Annotated in this window: 23 protein-coding genes; 10 read left to right on the top strand and 13 right to left on the bottom strand. The window is 67.0% G+C overall.

The features are described from left to right. Positions 1–165: 165 nt before the first annotated feature. On the top strand, positions 166–1932 hold the full coding sequence (locus tag O0K41_RS05865; RefSeq protein ID WP_149501100.1) for a S8 family serine peptidase: 1767 nt from the start codon (positions 166–168) through the stop codon (positions 1930–1932). After that, positions 1932–2510, top strand: coding sequence for a hypothetical protein (locus tag O0K41_RS05860; RefSeq protein WP_005414757.1), 579 nt, complete (start codon positions 1932–1934; stop codon positions 2508–2510). The genes O0K41_RS05865 and O0K41_RS05860 overlap by 1 nt, the downstream gene beginning before the upstream one ends. A 102-nt stretch (positions 2511–2612) precedes the next feature. On the opposite strand, the gene O0K41_RS05855 is transcribed toward O0K41_RS05860, so the two are convergent. Genes O0K41_RS05855 through cyoA form a run of 5 tightly spaced genes read right to left on the bottom strand, consistent with a single transcriptional unit; the run spans position 2613 to position 7158 of the window. Beyond that, positions 2613–3293 (bottom strand): SCO family protein, encoded by a 681-nt coding sequence (locus O0K41_RS05855; RefSeq protein ID WP_149501102.1) that lies wholly within the window; start codon positions 3291–3293, stop codon positions 2613–2615. An 11-nt stretch (positions 3294–3304) separates the two neighbouring features. Further along, positions 3305–3637, bottom strand: a complete 333-nt coding sequence (cyoD, locus tag O0K41_RS05850) for a cytochrome o ubiquinol oxidase subunit IV (protein ID WP_005411473.1) — start codon at positions 3635–3637, stop codon at positions 3305–3307. 1 nt (position 3638) lies between these two features. Next, a complete protein-coding gene (gene cyoC, locus O0K41_RS05845) occupies positions 3639–4274 on the bottom strand; it encodes a cytochrome o ubiquinol oxidase subunit III (protein WP_164221615.1) in 636 nt (211 codons plus the stop codon). Next, the gene (gene cyoB, locus O0K41_RS05840; protein WP_012481499.1) at positions 4271–6247 is read right to left on the bottom strand and encodes a cytochrome o ubiquinol oxidase subunit I; all 1977 of its coding nucleotides are present in this window, start codon (positions 6245–6247) and stop codon (positions 4271–4273) included. Before cyoB ends, cyoC begins: the two co-directional genes overlap by 4 nt. A gap of 5 nt (positions 6248–6252) precedes the next feature. Beyond that, entirely contained in the window at positions 6253–7158 is a 906-nt protein-coding gene (cyoA, locus tag O0K41_RS05835) for a ubiquinol oxidase subunit II (protein ID WP_010482114.1), read from the bottom strand. 183 nt (positions 7159–7341) lie between these two features. Here cyoA and O0K41_RS05830 point away from each other — a divergent pair, with 183 nt between their 5' ends. Genes O0K41_RS05830 through O0K41_RS05815 form a run of 4 tightly spaced genes read left to right on the top strand, consistent with a single transcriptional unit; the run spans position 7342 to position 11214 of the window. Then, positions 7342–8757 (top strand): PLP-dependent aminotransferase family protein, encoded by a 1416-nt coding sequence (locus O0K41_RS05830; protein ID WP_108270663.1) that lies wholly within the window; start codon positions 7342–7344, stop codon positions 8755–8757. 55 nt (positions 8758–8812) lie between these two features. After that, a complete protein-coding gene (locus O0K41_RS05825) occupies positions 8813–9091 on the top strand; it encodes a hypothetical protein (protein WP_005414763.1) in 279 nt (92 codons plus the stop codon). Beyond that, positions 9091–9690 carry a DUF6436 domain-containing protein gene (locus tag O0K41_RS05820; RefSeq protein WP_088436439.1) on the top strand — a complete coding sequence of 200 codons (600 nt, stop codon included), beginning with the start codon at positions 9091–9093 and terminating at the stop codon, positions 9688–9690. The genes O0K41_RS05825 and O0K41_RS05820 overlap by 1 nt, the downstream gene beginning before the upstream one ends. Positions 9691–9699: 9 nt before the next feature. Then, on the top strand, positions 9700–11214 hold the full coding sequence (locus O0K41_RS05815) for a PLP-dependent aminotransferase family protein (protein ID WP_088436438.1): 1515 nt from the start codon (positions 9700–9702) through the stop codon (positions 11212–11214). A 207-nt stretch (positions 11215–11421) separates the two neighbouring features. Here O0K41_RS05815 and O0K41_RS05810 read toward each other — a convergent pair whose 3' ends face one another. From O0K41_RS05810 to O0K41_RS05800, 3 genes are all read right to left on the bottom strand, one after another. Then, complete coding sequence (locus O0K41_RS05810) at positions 11422–12723, bottom strand: aminotransferase class V-fold PLP-dependent enzyme (RefSeq protein WP_088436437.1); 1302 nt, start codon at positions 12721–12723, stop codon at positions 11422–11424. Continuing rightward, positions 12723–15125 (bottom strand): TonB-dependent receptor, encoded by a 2403-nt coding sequence (locus O0K41_RS05805; protein ID WP_164221617.1) that lies wholly within the window; start codon positions 15123–15125, stop codon positions 12723–12725. The genes O0K41_RS05810 and O0K41_RS05805 overlap by 1 nt, the downstream gene beginning before the upstream one ends. 218 nt (positions 15126–15343) lie before the next feature. Then, positions 15344–15745: a hypothetical protein gene (locus O0K41_RS05800; protein ID WP_149501648.1), complete on the bottom strand. Its 402-nt coding sequence runs from the start codon at positions 15743–15745 to the stop codon at positions 15344–15346. Positions 15746–15931: 186 nt separating this feature from the next. Between O0K41_RS05800 and O0K41_RS05795 the strand changes: the two genes are divergently transcribed. From O0K41_RS05795 to O0K41_RS05785, 3 genes are read left to right on the top strand one after another with little or no spacing between them, the layout of a single operon-like run. Then, positions 15932–16759: an AraC family transcriptional regulator gene (locus O0K41_RS05795; protein ID WP_164221619.1), complete on the top strand. Its 828-nt coding sequence runs from the start codon at positions 15932–15934 to the stop codon at positions 16757–16759. A gap of 13 nt (positions 16760–16772) precedes the next feature. After that, the gene (locus tag O0K41_RS05790; RefSeq protein WP_164221621.1) at positions 16773–17852 is read left to right on the top strand and encodes an alpha/beta fold hydrolase; all 1080 of its coding nucleotides are present in this window, start codon (positions 16773–16775) and stop codon (positions 17850–17852) included. 54 nt (positions 17853–17906) lie between these two features. Then, positions 17907–18578: a VOC family protein gene (locus tag O0K41_RS05785; RefSeq protein WP_164221623.1), complete on the top strand. Its 672-nt coding sequence runs from the start codon at positions 17907–17909 to the stop codon at positions 18576–18578. Between the two features lies 1 nt (position 18579). Here the strand turns inward: O0K41_RS05785 and O0K41_RS05780 are convergent, their stop codons facing one another. The 3 genes from O0K41_RS05780 to O0K41_RS05770 all read right to left on the bottom strand — a co-directional run bounded on the left by O0K41_RS05780 (position 18580) and on the right by O0K41_RS05770 (position 22326). After that, positions 18580–19899 carry a TPM domain-containing protein gene (locus O0K41_RS05780; protein ID WP_164221671.1) on the bottom strand — a complete coding sequence of 440 codons (1320 nt, stop codon included), beginning with the start codon at positions 19897–19899 and terminating at the stop codon, positions 18580–18582. 2 nt (positions 19900–19901) lie between these two features. Beyond that, positions 19902–21740, bottom strand: a complete 1839-nt coding sequence (locus tag O0K41_RS05775; RefSeq protein WP_164221625.1) for a M3 family metallopeptidase — start codon at positions 21738–21740, stop codon at positions 19902–19904. Positions 21741–21813: 73 nt separating this feature from the next. Further along, positions 21814–22326, bottom strand: coding sequence for a hypothetical protein (locus tag O0K41_RS05770; RefSeq protein ID WP_012481513.1), 513 nt, complete (start codon positions 22324–22326; stop codon positions 21814–21816). An 82-nt stretch (positions 22327–22408) separates the two neighbouring features. Between O0K41_RS05770 and O0K41_RS05765 the strand changes: the two genes are divergently transcribed. Next, positions 22409–23035 carry a YiiX/YebB-like N1pC/P60 family cysteine hydrolase gene (locus tag O0K41_RS05765; protein WP_012481514.1) on the top strand — a complete coding sequence of 209 codons (627 nt, stop codon included), beginning with the start codon at positions 22409–22411 and terminating at the stop codon, positions 23033–23035. A gap of 51 nt (positions 23036–23086) precedes the next feature. Here O0K41_RS05765 and O0K41_RS05760 read toward each other — a convergent pair whose 3' ends face one another. Next, positions 23087–23251: a hypothetical protein gene (locus tag O0K41_RS05760; RefSeq protein WP_005414774.1), complete on the bottom strand. Its 165-nt coding sequence runs from the start codon at positions 23249–23251 to the stop codon at positions 23087–23089. Positions 23252–23525: 274 nt separating this feature from the next. After that, complete coding sequence (locus O0K41_RS05755) at positions 23526–24950, bottom strand: TIGR00366 family protein (protein ID WP_180869447.1); 1425 nt, start codon at positions 24948–24950, stop codon at positions 23526–23528. Positions 24951–25199 lie beyond the last annotated feature (249 nt).

Raw genomic sequence — 25199 nt, 5'->3', positions numbered from 1 at the left:
CGTCATTACCCCGCGGCATAAGCGTTTGTGACGCAATCGGCACATCTGCACATTGCTTGTGTGAAGAGGTAGGGGGTTCTCCGTTGTGTCGCGTTTGGCTCGTTGCGATGGGGCAGTTCCGCCCCGCCGTCCTGCCATGCCGATTCACAACAGAAGGATTCGTGTATGAAGCGACACACGCAACGCTCCGCGCCACCGCGCTCTGCGCGCCTGGCCCTCGCCACTGCCCTGGTGCTGGGCAGCCTGGCCGCCACCGCTCAGGCCCAACAGGCCGATCCGTTGGCGGGTATCCAGTGGCACCTGCTCAACACCGGTCAGACGGTCCCGGCCGACACACTGCCGGTAGCCGGCAACGATCTGAACGTGGATGGCCTGTTCCGCAATGGCATCCGTGGCCAGGGCGTCACCATTGCCATCGTTGACGATGGCCTGCAGATCGCCCACCCGGACCTGGCGGCCAACGTGGCCGCGGTGGCCGGCAAGAACTTCACCAATGGCTCGAACAACCCCACCCCGACCAACCCGGATGTCGACAACCACGGCACCATGGTCGGTGGCATCGCCGGTGCGGTGGGCGCCAACAACCTGGGCGTGCGCGGTGTGGCCCCGGCGGCGACGCTGAAGGGCTTCAACCCGATTTCGCGCTCAGCCCTGGGCAACCAGCAGAGCAACATCGAGTACGCCTGGTGGGACGGCGCGGAGTCGGCCGACGTGCAGGTGTTCAACAACAGCTGGGGCGCCGGCCCGGGCAATCCGAACCTGCCGTTGGCGTACAGCGAGAACACGATTCGTTCGTACGAGCAGGCGCTGTCGGGTACGCGCGGTGGCCGCGGCGGCATCTACGTGAAGTCGGCCGGCAACAACTTCAACAATGCCTCGATCAGCCAGACCCAGGATGTCTGCACCACCGACACCAAGAACCGCAACACCGGCTGCGTGCCGGCTGGCCGCGACCCGCGCAACAACCTGTTCAACGTCATCACCGTAGGCGCGGTGCGCGCCGATGGCGTGCGCTCGTCGTATTCCTCCACCGGCTCGGCGCTGTGGGTGTCGGCCTTTGGCGGCGAGTACGGCCTGCAGGCGCAGTACGCCCCGGGCCTGGTGGCACGCGCCTACGACCCGGCCATCGTCACCACCGACGTGACCGGGTGCGCGCAGGGCAGCAACAAGAACACCAACCGCCAGAACACGCTGGACAGCAACCTGTCGGCCATCGACAGCACCTGCAACTACACCGCCAAGATGAACGGCACGTCCGCGTCGGCACCGATGGTGTCGGGCGTGGCCGCACTCGTGCTGGAAGCCAATCCGAACCTGTCCTATCGCGATGTGAAGTACATCCTGGCCACCACCGCCACCCGCAACCACCCGAACCAGCCGGCGGTGACGCTGGCCGACGGGCGCACGCTGGTGCCGGGCTGGACGGTGAATGCTGCCGGACGTGCCTACAGCAACTGGTATGGCTTCGGCGTGGTCAACGCTGCACGCGCGGTGCAAGTGGCCGAGAACTTCCAGTCGCTCGGTGCGCTGGTCGACAGCGGCTGGCGCAACACCACGCGTACCGTGGCCATCGGCAACACCTCGGCTGCCGCCGCACGCCTGACCTTCCAGTTGGCCAACGGCGCGCGCAGCATCGAAAGCGTGCAGCTGGGCTTCCGGGTCAACCACCGCAACACGCGCCAGCTGCAGTTCGTGCTGGTGTCGCCCAGCGGCACCCGCAGCGTGGTGCAACCGGCGTTCACCGCGATCGGTTCGGGCACGGGTGGCGCGCAGAGCAACTTCACCAGCTGGGACCTGCTGTCCAGCAATGCCTTCCTGGATGAGAATGCCAGCGGCACCTGGACGCTGGAAGTGACCGACATGGGGCAGGCCGCGACCGCTGCATCGCGTGGCAACCTCGAATTCTTCAAGATCCGCGTTCTGGGGCACTGATGATGAAGACCACCATTCTGTTGAGCACGCTCGCCTTCGCGGCGATGACCTCCCCTGCCTGGGCACAGAGCTCGGGGCAGACCCCTCCAGCCAGGACCCTGTCGACCGTGGATGCGCAGGAACTGAAGGCGTCCGCTACCGGCCGCTCGTTCGATGTGGGCGGCACGCGCTTCCAGCTGTCTCCCTCGACCACCGTGAAGCAGGCCAGCGGCGGTCAGTTCACGATCACCCCGCAGGCGGCGGCGACCACCAGTTCGCGTACCAAGCGTTCGCTGGATGGCGCAGCGGCCGCGCCTGCTGATGCCGGTGCCGGCAAGTTCGCGGCGGCGGTCTCCCGCGACGGAGCGCCGGTGGTGGCGACCTCGCGGGTCAAGGTGTTCTTCACCGATGCGGCATCGGCCCAGCGCGCGGCTACGGCCACCGGTGGCACCGTGGTGAAGGTGTCGAAGGCTTCGGGCCAAGCCATCGTGGAGTATCCGTCGGTGAACGCGGCACTGGATGCGACCACCAGGCTGCTGTCCACCGCCGGTATCCGCGCCACCGAGCCGGACGTGGTGCAGTGGGAAGAGACCAAGTAAGGCGTTGAGTGGTGCCCCGGCCGGCTGGCTCTCCTGGCCGGCCGGGGATTGGTGTGGGGGTGTGCCGACCAACGGTCGGCACCCACCGCGGTGGAGGTGACGTCAGCGCGCGGCGAGTGTGTCGCTGTGCTTGCGGCTGCAGCTGGCCAGTGCGTCGTTGCCGGCGGCGGGATGAGCGGGCTCCAGCAGCAGGCGCTGCACGTCGGAAAACAGCTTGTCCACCGGCATGCCATAGGGCGCGAACAGGCGCAGTCGACCCTGGCGGTCGAACACGTAGCCGCCCGCAATGTGGCTCATGGTGTAGGTATCCGGTACCTCACCGGGTTCCTTTTCGTAGAACGCCTTGAAGTCGCTGGCCATCGCCGCCAGCTGCGCTTCGTTGCCGACCAGTGCGATTGCCTTGGGGTCGAACGCTTCCACGTAGGTCCGCGCAACCTCCGGGGTGTCGCGCGCCGGGTCAACGCTGACGAACACCACCTGCAGCTGGTCGGCATCCTTGCCCATCAGGTGCTTGACCTGGCTCAGCTCGACCATGGTGGTCGGGCACACGTCCGGGCAACTGGTGAAACCGAAGAACAGATAGGTCACCTGCCCCTGCAGGTCCTTCGGGCCGCGCACGGTGCCGTGGCTGTCGGGCATCGACCACTGCTGGCCGAGCTCTTCGCAGGCGATGTCCTTGGAGTAGAAGTCCATGCGCGACTGCGCACTGCAGCCGGCCAGCAGGCCGAGCAGCAGGCCTGCGGCCAGCCGCAGGCCACGTTGGGGGAACGCAATGCCTTTCACGGTTCGCAGGCTCAGTTGATCATCATGTGGTAGTGCATGCTCCAGATGATCCAGACCGACAACGCGACGATGATGAACAGGATCACCAGGGTGAACACGAAGCTGGCCAGGTTCCAGCCACCTTCGGACTTGCGGTCCATGTGCAGGAAATAGACCAGCTGCACCAGGATCTGCGCCACCGCGAAGCCGACCAGCAGGAACAGCGTGAGCGGCCGCGACAGCACCGGGTTCATCACCAGTGCGAACGGCACCACGGTCAGCAGCGCGCACAGCACGAAGCCGATCAGGTAGGACTTGGTGGAGCCGTGCGCATTGCCGGCGCGCGAAGTTTCGACGTGGGCCATGTCAGAAGGCTCCGATCAGATAGACGAAGGTGAAGACGCAGATCCACACCAGGTCCAGGAAGTGCCAGAACAGGCTCAGGCACGACACACGGGTGATGTTGGTCGGGGTCAGGCCACGGCGGTAGACCTGGTGCATGACCACCGCCATCCAGATCAGGCCGCTGGCCACGTGCAGGCCGTGGGTGGCGACCAGCGCGAAGAACGCCGACAGGTAGGCACTGGTGCTGGGGCCTGCGCCTTCCTGGATCAGGTGCGAGAACTCGTAGATCTCCATGCCGATGAACGAGGCACCGAGCACGAAGGTCACGCCCAGCCAGCGCAGCACCGCCGAGGTGTCGTGGCGATGCATCGCCAGCACGGCCTGGCCGTAGGTGATGCTGGAGACCAGCAGCAGGAAGGTCTCGGCCATCACGAACGGCAGCGAGAACAGCTCCTTGCCGGTGGGGCCGCCGGCGTAGGCGGTGCTGAGCACCGCGTACGAGGCGAACAGCGAACCGAACAGCACCAGGTCGGACATGAGGTAGACCCACATGCCGAACACCTTCATGCCGCCCTGTTCGTGGCCGTGGTCATGCTCGTGGTGGTCCTCGCGCGCCTGCGTGTCGCTGGCCAGCTCGGGGCGGGTCAACAGGTTCATGCGCGTACCTCCTTCAGCTTGGCAAGGTTGGCCGCTTCGGTGCGCGCCACCTCTTCGGAACTGACGTAGTAGTCCACGTCCTCGTCGTAGGACCGCACGATCAGGGTGACGATCATCGCGATGAAGCTGGCCGCGGCCATCCACCAGATGTGCCAGACCAGGGCGAAGCACAGCACCAGGATCCAGATGTTGAGGATCAGCGGCACGCCGGTGTTCTTCGGCATGTGGATCGGTGCGTACTTCTTCGGCGGCGGCGGCAGGCCGCGCTTCTTCGCTTCGTGGAAGGCGTCCAGCTCATCGGCCTTGGGCACCACGGCGAAGTTGTAGAACGGCGGCGGCGACGGCGTGGCCCATTCCAGCGTGCGTGCGTTCCACGGGTCGCCGGTCAGGTCCAGGTTGCGCTTGCGGTCGCGCACGCTCACGTAGATCTGCACCAGCATCAGGATGATGCCCGCGAACACGAACAGTGCACCGATGAAGGCGGCAATCAGGTATGGCGTCCACGCCGGGTTGTCGTACTGGTTCATGCGGCGGGTCATGCCCATGAAGCCCAGCATGTACAGCGGCATGAAGGCCAGGTAGAAGCCGATCACCCAGCACGCGAACGACCACTTGCCCAGGCGCTCGTTGAGGGTGAAGCCGAACACCTTCGGGAACCAGTAGGCGAAGCCGGCCAGGTAGCCGAACAGCGCGCCGCCGATGATGGTGTTGTGGAAGTGCGCGACCAGGAACAGGCTGTTGTGCAGCAGGAAGTCCGCGCCCGGGATGGCCAGCAGCACGCCGGTCATGCCACCGATGGTGAAGGTGACCAGGAAGGCGATGGTCCACAGCATCGGCACGCTGAACTCGACGCGGCCGCCGTACATGGTGAACAGCCAGGTGAAGATCTTCACGCCGGTGGGGATGGCTATGATCATCGTCATGATGCCGAAGAAGGCATTGACGCTGGCACCGGAGCCCATGGTGAAGAAGTGGTGCAGCCAGACGATGAACGACAGGATGCCGATCGCCAGCGTGGCACCGACCATCGACTTGTAGCCGAACAGCTTCTTGCGCGCGAACGTGGCGGTCACTTCGGAGAAGATGCCGAACGCCGGCAGCACCAGGATGTACACCTCCGGATGGCCCCAGGCCCACACCAGGTTCACGTACATCATCGGGTTGCCACCCAATGTGTTGGTGTAGAAGTTGAAGTCCAGGTAGCGGTCCAGGGTGAGCGCACCCAGCGCCACGGTCAGGATCGGGAAGGCGGCGATGATGATCACGCTGGTGACCAGCACGGTCCAGGTGAACACCGGCATCTTCATCAGGGTCATGCCCGGCGCACGCATGCGCAGGATGGTGATGAACAGGTTGACGCCGGTCAGCAAGGTGCCGACACCGGACGCCTGCAATGCCCAGATGTAGTAGTCCACGCCGACGCCTGGACTGAACTCGATGCCCGACAGCGGCGGATAGGCGACCCAACCGGTCATGGCGAACTCGCCAACGCCCAGCGAGATCATCATCAACGCTGCGCCGACCACGAAGATCCAGAAGCTGAAGGCGTTGAGGAACGGGAACGCCATGTCGCGCGCACCGATCTGCAGCGGCACGATGATGTTCATCAGGCCGACCACGAACGGGGTGGCCACGAAGAAGATCATGATCACGCCGTGCGCGGTGAAGATCTGGTCGTAGTGCTCCGGTGGCAGGAAGCCGTCACTGCCCGGCCCGGCCGCCGCCAGCTGCGCGCGCATCATCAGCGCATCGGCAAAGCCACGCACCAGCATGACCAGCGCCACCACCACGTACATGATGCCGATCTTCTTGTGGTCCACGGTGGTGAACCAGTCACGCCAGAGCGGACCCCACAGCTTGAAGTACGTCACCGCGCCGAGCAGCGCGAGGCCGCCCAGCACCATGGCCGCCAATGTGACCACGACGATCGGCTCGTGCAGCGGCACGGCCTCCCACGTCAATTTACCCAACATGTTCGTTACTCCTGGGAAACCTGGGCACCGCCGGCAGCGCCCGCCGGGGTCGCAGCGGCGGTGTTCTCACCGACGCCGATGAACTGGTCGATGACCTTCTTGAACAGCAGCGGTTCAACACTGGAGAAGTGCTGCACCGGTGCGTTCTTCGACGGTGCGGCCAGCGCCTTGAACTGCGTGAAGCTGAGCGCGTCGGGCGCGCTGCGCACCTCGGCCACCCAGCGCTCGAAGTCTTCGTTGCTGCTGGCAGTGGCGATGAACTTCATGTTCGAGAAGCCATGCCCGCTGTAGTTGCCGGACATGCCACGGAACTGGCCGGGCTCGTTGGCGATCAGGTGCAGCTGCGTGCGCATGCCGGCCATCGCGTAGATCTGCCCACCCAGCTGCGGGATGAAGAAGGTATTCATCGTCGAGTTGGAGGTGATGTTGAACGCCAGCGGGCGGTTGGCCGGGAAGTTGAGCTGGTTGACCGTGGCGATGCCCAGGTCCGGGTACACGAACACCCACTTCCAGTCGGTGGCGATCACGTCCACGTGCAGCGGCTCACCGGCCACGTCCAGCGGCTTGTACGGGTCCAGCTCGTGGGTCGACTTCCACACGATCACCGCCAGCACCGCGATGATGATCAGCGGCACGCCCCAGACCACGATCTCCACCTTGGTGGAGTGCGACCAGTCCGGCGTGTATTTCGCTTTGGTGTTACCAGCGCGGTAGCGCCAGGCGAATACGAAGGTCAGCACGATGGCCGGTATCACCACGATCAGCATCAGGCCGATGCAGATCAGGATCAGGTCGCGCTGGGCGAGCCCGACCATGCCCTTCGAATCCAGCAGCACCCAGTCACAGCCCGACAGGCCGACGCAGGCCAGGGCGACCAGCGCCAGGCGGATGCGGTTCCAGCAGATATTCATTGGAGGTCAACCCTGTTGAAGAAGCGCGCTTGACCGGCTCCCCTGCGCGCAGCGCCCGGGCGTGGAGCGGCTACACTGTGGGTACGAGGTCGCCTACAAGCAGGCGAACCACTCCAATCAAGCCCATACAAGATACATCATTGTATGGACTTGTGCATCTGCACGTATGGAAAAAACTGACCGATGACGCCACCTGCCGCCGGCCGCCGCCTGAAACACCCCAATCGCACCTGGGTTCGCCCCTTCCGCGAGGGCGCCGGCCCGCTGTACCTGCAGATTGCCCAGCAGGTACGCGAGGCGGTGGATGACGGCGTGCTGCGCCCGGGCGACCGGCTGCCGCCGCAGCGCGACCTGGCCCAGCAGGTGGGCGTGGACCTGACCACCGTCACCCGTGCCTTCGCTGAGCTGCGCCAGGCCGGCCTGCTCGATGCGCAGGGCGCCGGTGGCACTTTCATCGCGCTGTCGGCCGGCAACCGCAGCACCTCGGTGGACCTGAGCATGAACATCCCGCCGCTGCTGGGCAGCGCGCCGTTCGCACAGGGCATGGAGGCCGGTTTCCAGCACGTGGGCCAGCAGCTGGGCCAGGGCGAGCTGATGAGCTATCACGTCGGCGCCGGCACCCGCGAGGACCGCGCCGCCGCCGTGCAGTGGCTGGCGCCGATGCTGGGCACGGTGGGTGCCGACCAGGTGGTGATCTGTCCCGGCGCGCAGACCGCGCTGTGTGCGCTGATCCTGGCCCGCACCCAGCCGGGCGAGCTGATCGCCGCCGAGCAGCTGACCTACCCGGGCCTGCTGGCCGCCGCGCGCGTGCTGCAGCGGGGCGTGGTGCCGGTGGCGATGGACGCCGAGGGCATGCTGCCGGACGCGCTGGAGGAGGCCTGCCAGCTACGCCGCCCGCGCCTGCTGTACCTGGTGCCGACCATCCAGAACCCGACCACGGCAACGATGTCGGCACAGCGCCGGCAGGCCCTGCTGGCGGTGGCCAAGCGCCACGATCTGACCGTGATCGAAGACGATCCCTACTGGTTGCTGGCCGGTGACGCCGCGCCACCGCTGGCCGCCCACCGCGACGCCGGCTGCCCGGTGTATTACATCTCCACCCTGTCCAAGTGCCTGGCGCCAGGCCTGCGCACCGCCTATCTGTTGGTGCCGGCCGGCGAGCCGATGGAACCGGTGCTGGACGCCCTGCGTGCGATCGCACTGATGCCGACTCAGTCGATGGTGGCGGTGGCGTCGCAGTGGATCCGCAGCGGCCAGGCCCAGGACATGGTGCAGCGCTTCCAGCAGGAACTGCGCGAGCGCCAGGCGATTGCCGCGCAGTACCTGCCGTCCCGTGCCCAGGCGCATCCGGCCGGCCTGCATGTGTGGCTGCCGCTGCCGCCACGGCTGGACCAGTACCGGTTGATCCAGGCCGCACAGGAACAGGGCCTGGGCATCGCCAGCTCGGATGCCTTCAGCGTGGAAGAGCCGCCGCCGGGCAACGCGATCCGCCTGTCGCTGGGCGGCGCGGTCGACCAGGGCGCGCTGGCCGGGGCGCTGGCCAAGCTGAACGAGATTCTGTCCGAAGCCCCCGAGGCCCGGCACAACGCCATCGTCTGAACCGGGTGCATGGCACTTTATCCATACAAGATGATATTTTGTATGCAATGTATGGATGAAGGGACGTGCATCGATGCGCGCCGAGAAACTGAAGTTCCACCTGGTGATGGCCGGCTGCGGTGGCTTTGTGGTGTTGATGCTGGCCGCGCTGGCCTGGGTCTGCCTGCAGCCGCAGACCGTGGACGTGCAGGCCGCCGAACGCCACGCCATCGAGCAGTGCGTGCAGCGCAGCGAGGATCCGTCGCGTAGCGAGATCCAGCGCCGCGCGCAGGCCGATTCCTGCCGCGAGATGCGCAAGCAGTACGTGCACAAGTTCGGCCGGGAAGATTCCTGATGGGCGCAGCCGCGCCGCGTCGCCGCTGGCTGCTGCCGACGATGATCGCCCTCGCCTGCCTGTTCATGGCCGGCGTCGCCGCTGCGCTGTGGCAGTACTTCGGCTACAGCGCGCAGTCCACATTCACCGAACAGGCCATCGTCTTCGACGACTCGCAACTGCGCTTGCCGGCCAATCTGGCCGGTGATACCGGCCGCATCCGCGTGGTGCATTTCTGGGACCCGGCCTGCGGCGTGTGCAACCGCGAGACCGGTGCGCACCTGAGCTACCTGATCAGCATGTACCGCCGCGCCGGCATCGACTTCTATGCGATCCGCCGCCCGGGTACGCAGGGCGAGCTGCCCGAGCCGCTGCGCAACAAGGTGATCAACCTGCCGACCATCGACGGTATCGAACACATCCCGGCCAGCCCCGCCGTAGCCATCTGGGATCGCCAGGGCCATCTCGCCTACGCGGGGCCGTACAGCATCGGCATGGTCTGCAACTCGGCCAACAGCTTTGTCGAACCGCTGCTGGACAGACTGGTGCGCGGCGAAACCGTGCGCCCGAAAGGACTGCTTGCCGTGGGCTGCTACTGCCCCTGGCAGGCCAAGCGCTGAGGACGCGCAATGACATCACTGACGCTGGCCGGTGCGGCCGCCGCAAACAACAACGGCGGTCACCTGTCCGAACCGACCGATGGTTATGGACAGGCTCCCGCCGTTGGAAGCAACGATACGCCCCGACATGCTCCGTACATGCCGCGACCGGATGTCGCAGCGCGCGAATGGGTGCAGGACGTGCTCGCGCACAACGGGCCGATCTACCTGCGCATCGTCAATTCGCTGGAACGCACGGTGCGCCGTGGCGGCCTCGCACCCGGACAGCGCCTGCCCTCGCAGCGCGCGTTGGCGCAGCAGCTCGGCATCGACCTGACCACGGTCACCCGCGCCTTCGATGAAGCACGCAAGCGCGGCCTGATCGAAGCACGCGGGCCACAAGGCAGTTTCATCGCACCGCCCAAGGCCGGCTTCGACCAGGTGGTGGACCTGAGCATGAACGTGCCACCGGTGCCCGACGCCGATGCGCTGGCCGAGACCCTGCGCCGCGGCGCCGCCGCCGTGCTTGCACGCAGCAACGCGCCCAACCTGATGACCTATCACCTGGGCGGCGGCAACCCGACCGACCGCCACGCAGCGGCGCGCTGGCTGCAACCGATGCTGGGAAAGGTGGACGACGCCTGCCTGCTGCTGACCGAAGGCGCCCAGGTGGCGCTTGCCGCGATCCTGGTCAGCCAGGGCCGCGACGATGATGCGATCCTCTGCGATGCGCTGGTCTATCCGGGCCTGCTGCAGGCCGCCGCCGCACTGGGCCGGCGGCTACTGCCGGTGGACAGCGACGAACACGGCATGTGTCCCGATGCGCTGGCCCGGCTGGCACGCGAAAGCGGCGCGCGGTTGGTCTATCTCAACCCGACCTGCCAGAACCCGACCGCGCTGACCCTGCCGCTGCAGCGGCGCGAAGCGCTGGCACGCGTGCTGGAGCGCGAGGGCCTGCTGGCGATCGAAGACGATCCTTACTGGCACCTCGCCGAGGATGCACCGACACCGCTGGCGGCACTGGCACCGCGTCATGTGTTCTACGTGGCGACGCTGTCGAAGGTGATCAGCCCCGGCCTGCGCACTGCGTTCGTGCGCTGCCCAAGCGCTGCGCACGCCGAGGCGATGACGGCTGCATTGCGGGCGACGCGGCTGATGGGCCATCCGCTGGTCTCGGCGTTGGCCAGCCAGCTGCTGCTGGATGGTTCGGCGCAGTCACTGCTGGCCCAGGTGCGCACCGAGGCACGCGAGCGCATGCGCATGGCGCGCTACCTGCTGGCGCCATCGCTGCTGCAGCGCGCGGAAGGCCTGCATGCCTGGTGCCGGGTACCAGCGCCGTGGACCGACGCCACGCTGGTGCGTACCGCACAGCTGCAGGGGCTGGCGATTGCGCCATCTTCGGCGTTCTGTCCGCCAAGGGTTTCGCACCAGAGCGGCGTGCGTTTGTCGCTCGGGCTGGCAGCGGACCGCCGACAGCTGGAGAGTGCGCTGCGACGGATTGATCGGTTGTTGTTGTCGGACGCGTTGCCGGCGATCGAGCGGTAGGTGTGGAATGGGATGTGCCGACCAACGGTCGGCACCCACCCGACCGGTAGTGCCGGCCGCTGGCCGGCGGAAGATTCCCCGGCACGGTTGGAATGTGCCAACCAAGGTTGGCACCCACTCGATCGGTAGCGCCGGCCGCTGGCCGGCGGAAGATTCCCCGGCACGGTTGGAATGTGCCAACCAAGGTTGGCACCCACCAAAGCAGGGTCAGGCCAAGGCGGAGAGGGCCTTCACCAGCGCATCCATCTGCTCCGGCCGGGTGAACACCGATGGCGTCACCCGCACGCAGGCGCCGGAATCCAAACCGTCGCGATGGGTGGTGAACACGCGATGCTCATCCAGCAGTCGCTTCTGCAGAGCCATGTTGTCAGCCACGCTGGTGCGCCCGCGCAGGCGGAAGCTGGCCAGCGCACTGGCCAGCGCCGGGTTCGGCGAGGACAGCACCTCGATGTGCGCCATCTGCCGCGCCGGCAGCGTCCAGCGCTCGCGCAGGTAGCGCAGCCGCGCCTGCTTGTTGGCCACGCCGACGCGCTGATGCAGGGCAATCGCCTCCGGCAGTGCCAGGTAGGCGGCGAAGTTGACCGTACCGGTGTGCACGCGGCTGCCGACACGGCCATCATCGGTCTCGCCCATGTACGGGTCCAGGTCCGCCACGCGCCCCTTGCGCACGTACATCGCGCCGACGCCGACCGGCGCGCCGATCCATTTGTGCAGATTGATGCCCACGAAGTCAGCCTTCAGATCTGGCACGGCGTAGTCGATCTGACCGAAACCATGGGCAGCATCAACGATCACATCGATACCGCGTGCGCGCGCACGCTCGACGATCTCGGCCACCGGCAGCACCAGCCCATGGCGATGGCTGACCTGGGTCAGCAGCACCAGTTTCAGACGCGGCAACCGCGCGAACGCGGCCTCGTAGGCCTGCAGGATCTGCGCGTGGTCAGGCACGGCCGGTAGCGCGATACGCTCGACCTGCACGCCGCGACGCTGCTGCAGCCAGCGCATCGCGCCGATCATGCTGTCGTAGTCGATGTCGGCATACAGCACCTGGTCGCCGGGCTGCAGGCGGTTGTAGCCACCGATCAGCGCCAGCATCGCCTCGGTGGCCCCCCGCGTCAGTGCGATCTCATCAGCACCCACACCCAGCAGTTCGGCTACCTCTCGCTGCACCGCCATGTATTGCGCCGGAAACGCGCGGCGCCCATACCAGGCGTTGCCACGATTCACTTCAGCGGTGTGGCGCTGGTAGCTGGCCAGCGTCTCGCGCCCCATCGCGCCCCAGTAGCCGTTCTCCAGGTGGTTCACTTCATCGGTGATGTCGAAGTGGCTGGCCACGGCGGCCCAGTAGCCTTCATCGCGGGCCAGCACGTCCGGCGCCACGGTCGTCGAGGGAATCTCCATCGGCGAAGCGTAACGCGCAGCGGCGCTGGCAGGCAGTGAAGAAAGTGCAGCTGCGGCCGGCAGCAGTGCGCCGGCGCGCAGCAGGGAACGACGACGAGCGTCCATCAGAAGGTCAGCCGGTACTGCGCGTACAGGTTGGCACCGTCGGTGTCGTACGGCGCGTTGCGCGAGTAGACCAGGCCACGGCTGGCCTGGAACGTGGCCTCATCCGGGTAGCGATCGAACACATTGTCGGCGCCCACGCGCAGGCTGTGGTGCTCGTTGATGCGATAGCCCACGGCCAGGTCGAGGAAGCTCATCGCACCGAAGCGCTGGTAGATGTCGCCCACCGCGTTGCCGCTGGAATCGGTCCAGGCGCCGTAGTAGCGCATGCGCGCCATCAGCGACCAGGCACCGATGTCCCAGCTGCTGGTCAGACTTCCCTTGTGCTCGGGCAGGCGATCTTCGAACAGCACGCGCTGGGTCTCATTGGTGGCCACCGAGGTGCTGCCGTTGTCCACGCGTGTACGGTTGTAGTTGTAGGCCAGGGTCAGCGTCATGCGGCCGGCGCCGAGGTCGCGCAGGTAGTTGCCAACCACGTCGACGCCGGTGGTGGTGGTGTCGAAGTCGTTGGTGAAGTAGTTCACCGAGGTATAGCCCAGCGGATTGGGCGTACCGGCCGGAATGGCGAAACTGGCCGACTGGCTGAAGCGGTCGGTGAGCTTGATCTGGTAGACATCCACCGAGCCGGACAGGCCCAGGTCGGTGCGCCAGGTCAGGCCCAGCGAGGCGGTGCGCGATTCCTCCGGCTTCAACGGCTTGGCTCCAAGCAGCTGCGCCAGCGGATCGTTCGGCGACAGGCGGCCACTGGTGAAGATCTGCAGCGTGCGCGTGTCCAGGCCCTGGGTGGTGCTGGTGGTGTTGAGCTGCGCCGGCGTCGGTGCGCGGAAGCCGCTGGACACGGTGCCGCGCAGGGCCACGTCCGGGGTGATCGCAAAGCGCGCCGACAGCTTGCCATCCAGTGTGCTGCCGAAGCTGGAGAAGTCCTCGTAACGGCTGGCCGCACCGATGCTCCAGCGCTCACCCAGCGGCACCTCCATGTCCACGTAGGCGGCCTTGCTGCGCTGGCTCCACTGCCCGGCCTGGCTGGCCGAGAAGCCCGGTGCACCGTTGGAGTTGGCTTCCAGCCCAGCGGCAGCGCCCGGGCCCACGGCGTACGAAGCCGGATCACCGGCACGCACCTGGTAGGTCTCCTGGCGGAACTCGCCACCAAAGGCAACGTTGATCGGCTTGGACAGCGCAGCGACGTCCCATTCGTAGTTGAAGTCGGCGTTGGCGTTCTTCTCGGTCTGGGTCAGGCGGCCGAGATCGAACGCGGTCGGGCTGGCGGGACCCAGCGAGGCGTTGATCGAATTCGTCAGGCTGTAGTCGATGGCATTGCGGCCATACGAGGCGCTTACATCCCAGCGCAGCTTCGGCGTGATCTCACCGCGCAGGCCACCGACCAGCTGCAGGTCGTTCTGGACGTTGCCGTACTGCGGGCTGAAGCCCACCGGGTACAACGAACGCAGGTTCCAGCCCGGGAAGATGGCGGTGGTGCGATACGCGCCGGTGGTGGTGTCCGGGTTGCGCCAGTTGAAATCGCTGACACCGTCGCTGTGGCTGTACAGACCGAACGCATACAGTTCCAGTGTCTCGCTGGCGTTGGCCTTCACGTTGAAGCCGACGCGGCGGCTTTCCAGCTCCGGCTGGCCCCAGCGCTGCACCGGGTTGGGAACGTCCAGCTCGGGATGCGCGGCCTGGAAGGCGATGGCATCGGGGCGCTGGCGGGTGCGCGAGGTGGCATCGGAATTGGCGGATTCAGCGAACAGCACCAGGCTGCCATAGTCGCCCAGCGACCAGCCGGTGCGCGCACTGAAATCGCGGGAGGCACCGTCGCCCTGCGCGTACTGCGAATAGCCGGCGGTGATCTCGGTGCCCGGACCATCCTCGAGGATGATGTTGATGACACCGGCGATGGCGTCCGAGCCGTACTGCGCCGATGCGCCGTCGCGCAGCACTTCGATGCGCTTGATCGCGCTGGTCGGAATCTGTGCAAGGTCGGCCGCCTGTGCACCACGGTTGCCGAGCAGCGCGCTGCGGTGGAAGCGGCGGCCGTTGACCAGCACCAGGGTCTGGTCCGGCGACAGGCCACGCAGGGTGGCCGGGCGCACGAACACCTGGCCGTCGGCCATCGGCAGGCGCTGCACCACGAACGACGGCACCAGCTGGGCCAGCACGTCCTTCAGGTCGGTGGATTCGACGGACGTGATGTCTTCCTTGGTGAACACGTCCACCGGCGCCAGTGTTTCGAACTGGGTGCGGTTGGACGCGCGGGTACCGGTGACCAGCATCGCGTCGAGCTGGGTGGGTGCGGCGCGGTTGCCGCCTGCGGCATCGACCGCATCGGCCTCCGCTGCGATCGCGCCTCCTGCGCTGGCCATGGAAAGGGCAAGGAGGATGGAACGCGAAAGCTTCGAACGATACACGGCAGGGCTCCGGGAGGACGCGACAGGGCCAGCACCTGTTCGGAAACAACAGGGCTGGACAAGGCGCGCAGTCTCGGCGCGATGTGTGAAGGGGGCATGACGTCAGTACGACAGCTTGATGCGCCAACCAAGATTGGCCCCTGCCAGGGCTCATCCGTAGATCCACGCCATGCATGGATGGGCAATGCAGACCCACGCCCCATCCCCGCACACAGCGGCTAGCCGTTGCCGTCGTCGCCAAAGCCGAAACGGGCCGGCCGTGCCGTTCGCAGCGGAACGAACATCATGGCGGCGAACACCACCAAGGCGGGGGTGGACATGATCCAGATGCCCCTGTTGCGAATCCCGATCCCCATGAAGTCGACCTGCAGATCGCCGATCCATTGCAGCTGCGTCAGTATCATCACCAGCCCGCCGATAGTCGCGCACGGCAACCCACCGTGACCGGCCCCCAACAACGTCGGTGTCAGAAACCCGCCCAGCAACGCGAAGCCGACACGGTACACCCAGGGATTGCCGCGCCACCGTGGCGCGCCGAACAACATCAGCAGCATCAGCGCCAGGGTCAACAGACTGGGAAGTACCCAGAGGGCAAGCAGCATTTCGATCATCTCGATCATCGGCCGGGCTCCGCTGGCCTGGCATCCCACGTCGTCGATCGCATCTCCCTGCCCCTCATCACGTCCATGAAGCACGCATTGTTGCCGGTACGCAGGCAGACGCAAAGCCCCGGCAGCGCAAGAACTGCTAAACGCCGCGCCTGCCGATCCGCTACTGTGCCGGCATTGGATGCGGGGAACGGCAGGATGAGCGCGGCAGGCAAGGCGTTGTGGTACATCGAAACCCATGCGGACCAGCCATTGGCGCTGGCCGATATCGCCGCTGCGGCCGGCCTGTCGCCGTTTCATCTGTCACGCCTGTTCCAGGCCCGCACTGGCACCTCGGTGGTGCGCTACCTGCGGGGACGGCGCCTGACCGCTGCCGCGCAGCGGTTGGCCGACGGGGCGGGGGATATCCTGCAGGTCGCGCTGGGAGCCGGCTATACCACCCATGCCGCGTTCACCCGCGCCTTCAACGAACAGTTCGGGCAGACGCCGGAACGGGTACGCGAACAGGGCACCGATGGCCTGGCGCTGGTACAGGCGATCCGTGTGGACGATGCGCCGGCGCCCTGCGGTGAAGCGCCGCGGCTGCTCGACACGCCCGCTTTCCAGGTGGCGGGCATCGGCATGCGGCACACCCGCGACAGCGGCGGTGCGATTCCCGGACAATGGGCGCAGCTCAACCGGGAATGGCCGACGCCCGCTCCAATCAGCTTCGGCGTGTGCTGCAACAGTGATGACGATGGCGGCTTCGATTACATCGCGGCTCTGCCGGCAAGCGCGGTGTCGAGCGTGCCTGCGCATTGGCAACGGGTGGACGTGCCGGCGCGCCGCTATCTTGTGGCCTGGCACGGCGGGCACATCTCGGCCATCCGCTCGACCTGGTTCTGGCTGCTGGACCATTACCTGCCAGGCTCCGGCCTGAGCCTGGCCGAGGCACCGGACCTGGAACGCTACGACACCCGCTTTGATGAGCACACCGGCAACGGCGGCGTGGAGATCTGGCTGCCAGTCGACGAACGTCCCAACTGACAAGGAACTGAAGATGCGCATGATGGCCGCTGTGCTGGGAATGATCCTCATGGTCTCCACTGCCATCGCCGAGGGCAGCGAGACGCAGGCGGCCGGCGAGCGCCACGGCGCCACCACGGTGGCCAGCGCGGCTGTACGCGATGGGCAGCACCACGACGCGCTGCGCTACACGGTCTGGTACCCAGCGCTGGCCGGCAGCCGGGAAACCGCCCTGACCATCGGCCCGCCCGACGCACCGCTGTTCGAGGTCGGACGCGCAGCAGTGGATGCTCCCGTCGCGGGGGCTCGCCTGCCGACGCTGCTGCTGTCGCACGGTAACGGCGGCAGCGCACGCATGATGGGCTGGTTGGGCACGGCGCTGGCGCGGGACGGTTATCTGGTGATCGCGGTCGATCATCCCGGCAACAACGGTGCCGACGAGATGACGCTGGCCGGCAGCATGCTGAGCTGGCTGCGCGCGGATGATCTGCGCGCTGCGTTGGCCGCCGTGCAGGCCGATCCGATCCTCGGCCCGCATGTCGATCCAGAGCGGCTGGGCGTGGTCGGCTTCTCGGCCGGTGGCTACACCGCGCTGCTGGCAGCCGGTGCACGGCCCAGCCTGCAGCGACTGCTGGCCTTCTGCACCGCGCACCCGGATGACGGCGTCTGCCAACCGCAACAGGAGGCGGCCACGCACACGATGCAGGCGCGCCGGGCCGCTGCGGCTTCGCCCGCGCTTGCCCCCTGGATCGCCGAGGCTGACGCACAGCGCGCGATTCCCGGCGTGCGTGCCGTGTTCCTGCTGGCACCCGCCATCGTGCAGGCGCTCGCGCCCGCGCAGCTGTCCGCGTTGCGGCAGCCGGTATCGATCATGTTGGGGGCCGCAGACACCGTCGCGCCACCGGAGACCAATGGTGAGGCCGCACAGGCGCAGATTCCGCGCGCAACGCTGCAACGCCTGCCGGACGTGGGTCACTACGACTTCCTGGCGGCCTGTACCGCTGTCGGCGGGCAGAGGCTGCCCGGGCTGTGCAACACGTCGGTTCCCAGGGCGAAAACCCACCGGCAGGCGGTGGATGCAGCCACGCGATTCTTCGCCGACGCACTGCGCTAGTGGCCGCCGGGTGCGGCCCGGCGCTACAGTGGTCGCGTCCACGGAGGAACGATCATGCGCCTGCTGCACCTCACCCTGCCGGTCTCCGATGTCGGTGCCGTGGCCAGCTACTTCCACGATGTGCTGCAGCAGCGCGTGGTCGGCCCCCATGTGCACATCGGCTGGAGCACGATCGAACTGCAGCCCGCTGAAGGACGTCCGCTCGGAGGCGTGCACCTGGCCTTCAACGTACCGGACAACCGCTTCGGCGAGGCAATGACCTGGCTGCGCGAACGCACGCCACTGCAGCGCAATCCAGCAGGGCTGGATTACTTCGCGCTGGAAAGCAGCTGGCAATCGCAGTCGGTGTACTTCACTGGCCCCGATGGCTTGATCCTGGAACTGATCGGCCGCCGCCGCTTGCCCGACAGTACGCATCAGGGCGCCTTCCACGGCAGCGAACTGACCTGCCTGAGCGAGGTCGGCCTGCCCAGCCACGATGTCGATGCCGTGCGCGAACAGTCCAGCATGCGATTCGGCCTGCAACCGATCAGCCCGCCTTCGGCGCAGTTCGCGCCGATGGGCGACGACGAAGGCCTGCTGATCGTGGTTGCTGCGGACCGGCGCTGGTTCCCCGAGCAGAAGGACCTGCCCAATGCGCAGGGGCTGTTGCTGCAGGTCGGCGACGTGGCCGGCCCGGGCGTTGTGGAGGACGCTGCACTCGGCTGGCGTGTGCAGGCGACCTGATCTACCAGCTGCCCGACGCGCCGCCTCCGCCGCTGCGGCCGCCGCCTCCGGACCAACTGCTGGAGCTGCTCGACGACGAACTGCTGGATGACGAACTGGACGCGCTGCGGTGGCCGCCGGATGATCTGCGGCTGCCGCGTGCCTTCTCACCTGGCAGCATGGTGAAGATCCAGGTGAAGTACAGCACGAGCGTGCCGGCACTCCACCCGATCGTCGTGGCGAGGCGCGCAACCGGGCCGGCGCGATCGATGGCCAGCAGTGCGAAGAGCACGTAGCCCGCAGTCAGCAGCAACAGCACTGCGCACCTCACCCCGAAGCTGCTGCGGTCCTTGTGCCAGCGCGCGCGGCACGCCTGTACGAGGAAGAACACCAGCATGGCCACGATGCCTACCGCCAGGTCCAGCAACGTGTGCAGGGCCAGACTGGGTGGCAACTGGCCACGCACCACCATCACCACGAAGAACCCCGAACTGACCCCGAGCATGCCGAGCAGCACCACGCGCACACCGCGACTGCGGTGCCAGCACCAGCCAAGCAGGCTCGCCACCGGTACGCACAACGCCAACACGATGCAGAGCGCTGCCAGTGCCTGGCGTGGCGCCCACATGGCCGCCGCCAGCAGGCCCGCGGCCACCACGGCCGTCACCAGCAGCGGGCGGGCCCAGGCCGGCAATCGCTCCGGGTGCGCCTGCGCCGAGGGCGGCGAGCGCCACAGACCCGCAAGGAAGCCGGCCAGCAGCGTCAGTGCAACCACCGAGTCTGCGCTGCGCCAATCGGCCGGCAGCACGTTGCGCATCGATGGTTCTTCCCATGCCGGTAGGTCCTCGCCATCGATCAGCGCCACTATGATCTTCGTTCCGTCCAGCACTCCCTGGTCAAGGTCGCCATCGCGGAAGCGCGGCACGATCGCCTTGTCGATGATGCGGGCGGCATAGGCATCGGGTATCGCGCCCTCCACGCCGTAACCGGTCTGGATGCGTACACGGCGGTCCTGCACGGCCACAAGCAGCAGCACGCCATCGTCAACGCCTTCGCGGCCCAGCTGCCACTGGTCGAACACCCGCTGTGCGTAAGCTTCGATGCCCTCGTCGCCAACATGGTTGACTACCAGCACCTGCAGCTGCGCGCCGGTGCGCGCCTGCAACTGGGATGCCTGCGTGCGCAGTTTTTCGCGGGTATCCGCCGAAAGTGCGTTGGCGGCGTCCACCACCGGATCATCCAGCGCAGGGACTGCAGCACCGGCCATCACCACCATCGGCAACAGGCACAACAGCATCAACAGCCATTTCGTGGCCCAGGTGCACGTCATCCTGCGCAGCATCTTCACGTGCCCTGCCCCACCTCGATCTGCGCATGCAGCGCCTGCAGCTGTGCCGCCGTCTGGTTGAACACCTGGAGATCGGCGTCCACCAGGGCCGCCCAGTCAGGCGCGTGCCCCAGCAGTTGCGCCACCTGCTCGTTCGGCGCGCGATCGAAGCCCTCGCCAAGCACGGCAAGATAGCGCGCACGGAACCCCTCGGGATCGCGCTGGTCCTGCACATACAACTGCACGGCCAGCAGACCCGCATACAGGTAGTTCACCAGATAGTTCGGGTCTTCATACATCAGGCGCTTGCCGATCCAGGTGTTGCGCAGCTGCGGGTAGCGCTCCGGTTGCTGGCCGAAGCGTGCGAGCACCCGCCCGGTCAGCGCGTCCAGGTCATCGGCGGTGCCCAGCGTGCCGGCGGCAACGCCCTGGTAGATCGACTGCTCCAGCTGCGCTTCCTCGGATGAGGTGAACAGCTGCAGCACCATGTCGTCCAGCAGCGATTTCAGGTAGTAGGCCTTGGCACGCGGGTCCTGTGCCTGCTGGTACAGCTGGTCGCGGAAGCGCAGCTCGTTGTAGATCGCGAACGCCTCGGTCAGCCACTGGCTGCCATTGCGCTGCAGCGGCGACGCATGACCCCGCTGCATCCACTCGCCGTGCAGGGCATGGCCAGCTTCATGGGCGATCTCGACATCGCTTTCCAGGTCCCCGCTGCGGACACCAACGAACAGCATTGCCGGCACACCGGGAGCGCTCACGGAGAACGCGTCCTGGCTGCGGTCACCGCGTTCGGTGGCCAGATCCATGCGGTGGCTGGCCGGATCGAGCAGCGCGCGCAGTTCAGCGACGTACGCCGGGCCCAGGTGCTTCATGGCATCGGCGGCGTTGTCGCGCAGCTGCGCCAGCGTCAGCACCGGTGGCGTGTAGCCGGCATCGGGCACCGTGGTATCCCAGATCTGCGGCGCGTCGATGCCCGATCGCGCAGCGTGGTGCAGCAGCATCTCCTGGTAGGCGCGGCGGTCTCCCGCATGCTGTTCGATCGCCACCAGCGTTGCATCCACTGCGGCAGTATCCAGGCCCATGCGCTGATAGCCATGTGCCGGCGCCGAGCCGTCACCCTGCAGGCGTGCCGCGGCGTCATTCACCTGCACCAGCCCCAGCAGCACCGACGCCATCGGCTCACGGCGCGATTGCAGGCCTCGCCAGTAGCCCTTCCAGCCCGCCTCGCGCAGGGCGCGGTCGGGCTGCCGGGCCAGTGCCTGCCTGTCGCGCCCCGTGTCCCAGTGCCGGCCGCCGTGCTCGATCTGCGGGTACTCGGCGCTGCGCAGGATCTGCCCACGCAGGCGCGCGAAGCTGTCCAGCGCCGGATCGGCCAGTGCCTCCACGGCCTCATCCAGCGCGGCGTTGGCCGGGGCGGCGGCCTCCTTCAACGCGCGTGCGCGCAGGAAGCCATAGGGTGCTGCCCATGGCGCATCCGCGGGCGCCTCGCGCAGAGCGGCGCGGCCGCTGCGGGCAATGCGGCTGCACAGCCCCATCACCTGGTCCAGCGCCTGGGCCGGACGCTGATCACGCGCATTGCGGGCGGCCTGCAGGTGCAGGTAGCTGTGATGGCGCAGGCACTGCGCCTCCAGTACCTCGGCCTGCCGGAAGTGTTCCGCGGGTGCAACGGTGGACGCCTGCTGCAGAGCCTCGACGCGCTTGCCCAGTGCGTCACGCGCGGCCTGTTCGGCGGTGGCATTGGCGAAGTAGGCGCGGTCATCGGCATGCACCGACTGTGCCTGGGCGCCGCTGAGGGAGGCTATCGCCAGCACAGCTGCGATGGCGGTGGTGGTGGCGTGCTTCCTGAAAGCCTGCATCGGCGTCTCCCTGCCTGGACCAGGGATCGAGCCTAGCAGTCACTGGCCCGCCGCGCCTGTGCCGGATCAGGTTTCAGATCGACTCGTCCTCACGCTTGACCAGTGTCCAACACGGCGTCTGCGCAAAGGTGTAGGTCTGCTGGTCGCTGCTGTCCGGCATACGGATCTGCACCTGCCGCTGCCCGTCGGCCAGGAGGCTGACCTGCATTTCGCGGCCCTGCCCGGCCAACGCGGCAGGATCGGGCATCACCGGCCACTCCACATCGGCCAGCGCCAACCGGCTTTCCACCTTGCGCGGTTCCGGCTCGGCCTCTGCATCGATGTAACTGTCCAGCAGCGGATCGGCAGTAGCCTTTTCCTGCAGCGCGATCTCATTGCCGAAATGCTTCAGGAATGTATCGAATTCCGGGTGGGGGCATTCACTGCGTGCAGCCACAGGTGTGGGCTCGGCGGCAGTGATCGCCGGCGCCGCTGCGGCAGGCCCGGCTTCGCCCGCTGTCTGCAGCGGCTGCGGCGCTGGCGTGCAGGCAATCAGCACCACGCCACAGGCGAGCATCAGCAGTGCGGCAGAACGGTATCGACACATGGGCTCATCCTGAATCCGGTCCGGTCGCTCCATGCTACCGCGCGCCCTACAATTCCGGCATTCCGCCTGTCCGAGAGTCCTCATGCATCGCCTCCTGCTCCTGATCGGCCTGCTGCTGCCCGCCCTGTGGCCAGCGGTGGCGATGGCCGTCGATGTCCACGAAGGCGATCTGCTGTTTGTCACCGCCGGCCGCAGCGGCCTCAGTGCCGCCATTGACGATGCCACCGGCAAGCAGGGCGCGCCCAGCTTCGATCACGTCGCCCTGGTCGCTTCCACGCCGAAGGGCTGGGAGGTATTGCATGCGGACGAGAAAGGATCGCGCCGGCAATCGCTGGTCGAGTTCCGCCAGGAGGCGCGCGCCAAGCAGCGGCAGATCGTGGTCTATCGCCTGCATGCGCCGCAGCAGGCGGCCATCAAGGATGCGGTCGCCACCGCGCGCACGATGCTGGGCAAGCCGTACAACACGTCGTATGTGTTGAACGAGGACAGCTACTACTGCTCGGACTTCATCGAACGCGCCTTCCGTGCGCACCACGTGTTCGCATTGCAGCCGATGAACTTCCGCAACCCGCAGACCGGGGAGATCGCCCAGCACTGGGTGGATCTGTACCGCGGCATGGGCATGGACGTGCCGCAGGATCAGCCCGGCACCAATCCGAACGACATGTCGGCAGCGCCGGTGCTGCAGCGTGTCGGCGTGCTGGAATAAGCAAAGCCCCGCACGGGGCGGGGCTTCGCATCACCGGAGCTGGTAGCGAGGTCACTCTTCCTCGTCCTGCCCACCCTGCTGCTGGTTGCGCTGGTTGCGCTGCTGCTGTTCCTGCTGCTGTTGCTGCTGCTGGTCGCGGCCACGACCCTGCTGCTGATCCTGCTGGTTCTGCTGGCCCTGCTGCTTCTGGTTCGGGTTCTGGTTCTGCTGTGCCATGTCCGATCTCCAAAGCCACGCGCGGAATGCGGTGGACGGGACCATCGTCTGCAGCGATTGGTTAATCACACGTGGGTGGCCGGCTACATTCGTGTGTACGCCTGTGAATGAACGGGCGGAACCTCTTGCGGCACAAGCGCCTGAAGGATTCATGCGGGTTCGGCATGTGCTCATGCCGTCATCGGCGTTGCGCGCATTCATGGCGCTCGCAGCCGGAGACACGCGCTGAACGAGGCTGGCTTTCCCGGCTCACACAGGGAAGCCAACGCTGCATTCATGGCATCACCGGCGGCACGTACGCCAGCGTCATCCCCAGCAGCCACAGCAGGCCCAGCACCAGCGGGATATGCACCAGCAGCTGGATGAAGGTGAAGCCCACGATGTCGCGTGCCTTCAGGCCCAGCACGCCCAGCAGCGGCAGCATCCAGAACGGGTTGATCAGGTTCGGCAGCGCTTCGGCCGCGTTGTAGACCTGCACGGCCCAGCCCAGGTGCGCCTTCAGTTCGTTGGCGGCCTGCATCACGTAGGGCGCCTCGATGATCCACTTGCCGCCACCAGACGGCACGAAGAAGCCCAGCACCGCCGAATAGACGCCCATCACCAGCGCGAACGAATCGGTGCTGGCCACGTGCACGAACAGGCTCGACAGCCGGTGCGCCAAGGTCTGCCCGTCACCGCCGGCGGCGTGGGTGAGGATCATCGCGATACCGCCGTACAGCGGGAACTGGATCAGTACGCCGGTGGTGCTCGGCACCGCCTTGGCCACCGCGTTGAGGAAGCTGCGCGGGCGCCAGTGCAGCAGCAGGCCCAGCGAAATGAACAGGAAGTTGTAGGTGTTGAGGTTGGCGATGGCGGTGACCACCGGTTTGTTGGCGAACTCGTTGAACAGCCAACCGAACGCCAGCAACGAGAGCAGCACGGTCAGCAGCGGGCTGTATTCCAGCCACTCGCCCGGGCGCGTGCGCCGCTGCAGCGGCTCCGGCTCGGCCTGCGCGGCGCCGGGGAACTCCTCGGCAGTACGCGCACTGCCGGCCGCAGGCGCGGTCAGCCAAGCGATCAGCAGCGAGACCAGGATCAGCACTGCGGTCAGCGCGATCGACTGCCACAGGAAGATGGTTTCGGTGAACGGCAGGACGCCGGTGATCTCGACCAGGCCCGGCGGCATGCTGGCCGGATTGGCCTGCAGCTGTGCGGCCGAGGAACTCAACCCCATGGCCCACACCGCGCCCAGGCCGAGATAGGCCGATGCACCGGCCGCGCGGTAGTCCATGCGCAGTTCGGTACGGCGGGCCAGCGCGCGCACCAGCAGGCCACCGAACACCAGCGAGAAACCCCAGCTGAGCAGCGAGGCCAGCATGCTGACCAGGCCCACGTACACCACCGCGCCGCGACCGGTGCGCGGCACACGGGCGAGGAAATCGATGAAGCGTGCGACCACCGGCGCGGTGGCCACGGCGTAGCCACCGATGACCACGAAGGCCATCTGCATGGTGAAGGGAATCAGGCTCCAGAAGCCGTCACCGAAGGCGCTGGCGGTGGCCTGCGGGGTCGAGCCGAAGCCCATCGCGGCCAGCGCGACGATGACCACGCCCAGCACCGCGAACACATACGCGTCGGGGAACCACTTTTCCGCCCAGGCGGCCGAGCGCAGCGCTGCGCGCGCCATCCAGCCGTCCTGTACTGCTGCCGTCGAGGCCATCGCCTACCCTCCCAGGTTCGATGGATCGATTCTGGGCGGTGGGGTGCGGCCTGTCAGCCACCTATTGGTCGTAGGTCGCGGAGGAGGGTAGTGCCGGCCGCTGGCCGGCAACCTCGGGATCTCTGCAGTTGCCGGCCAGCGGCCGGCACTACCGGATAGCAACCGTGGTAGCGCCGCGCCATGCCCGGCGGACGCGGGATGGGCGATTACCGGAATACCACCGTGCGATGCCCATTGAGCAGGATGCGG

It is taken from the genome of Stenotrophomonas sp. Sm2128 (assembly GCF_030985535.1).
Classification (GTDB): domain Bacteria; phylum Pseudomonadota; class Gammaproteobacteria; order Xanthomonadales; family Xanthomonadaceae; genus Stenotrophomonas; species Stenotrophomonas maltophilia.
Note: the sequence above shows the minus strand (reverse complement) of the source record. Positions and strands in the feature narration are given on the sequence as shown.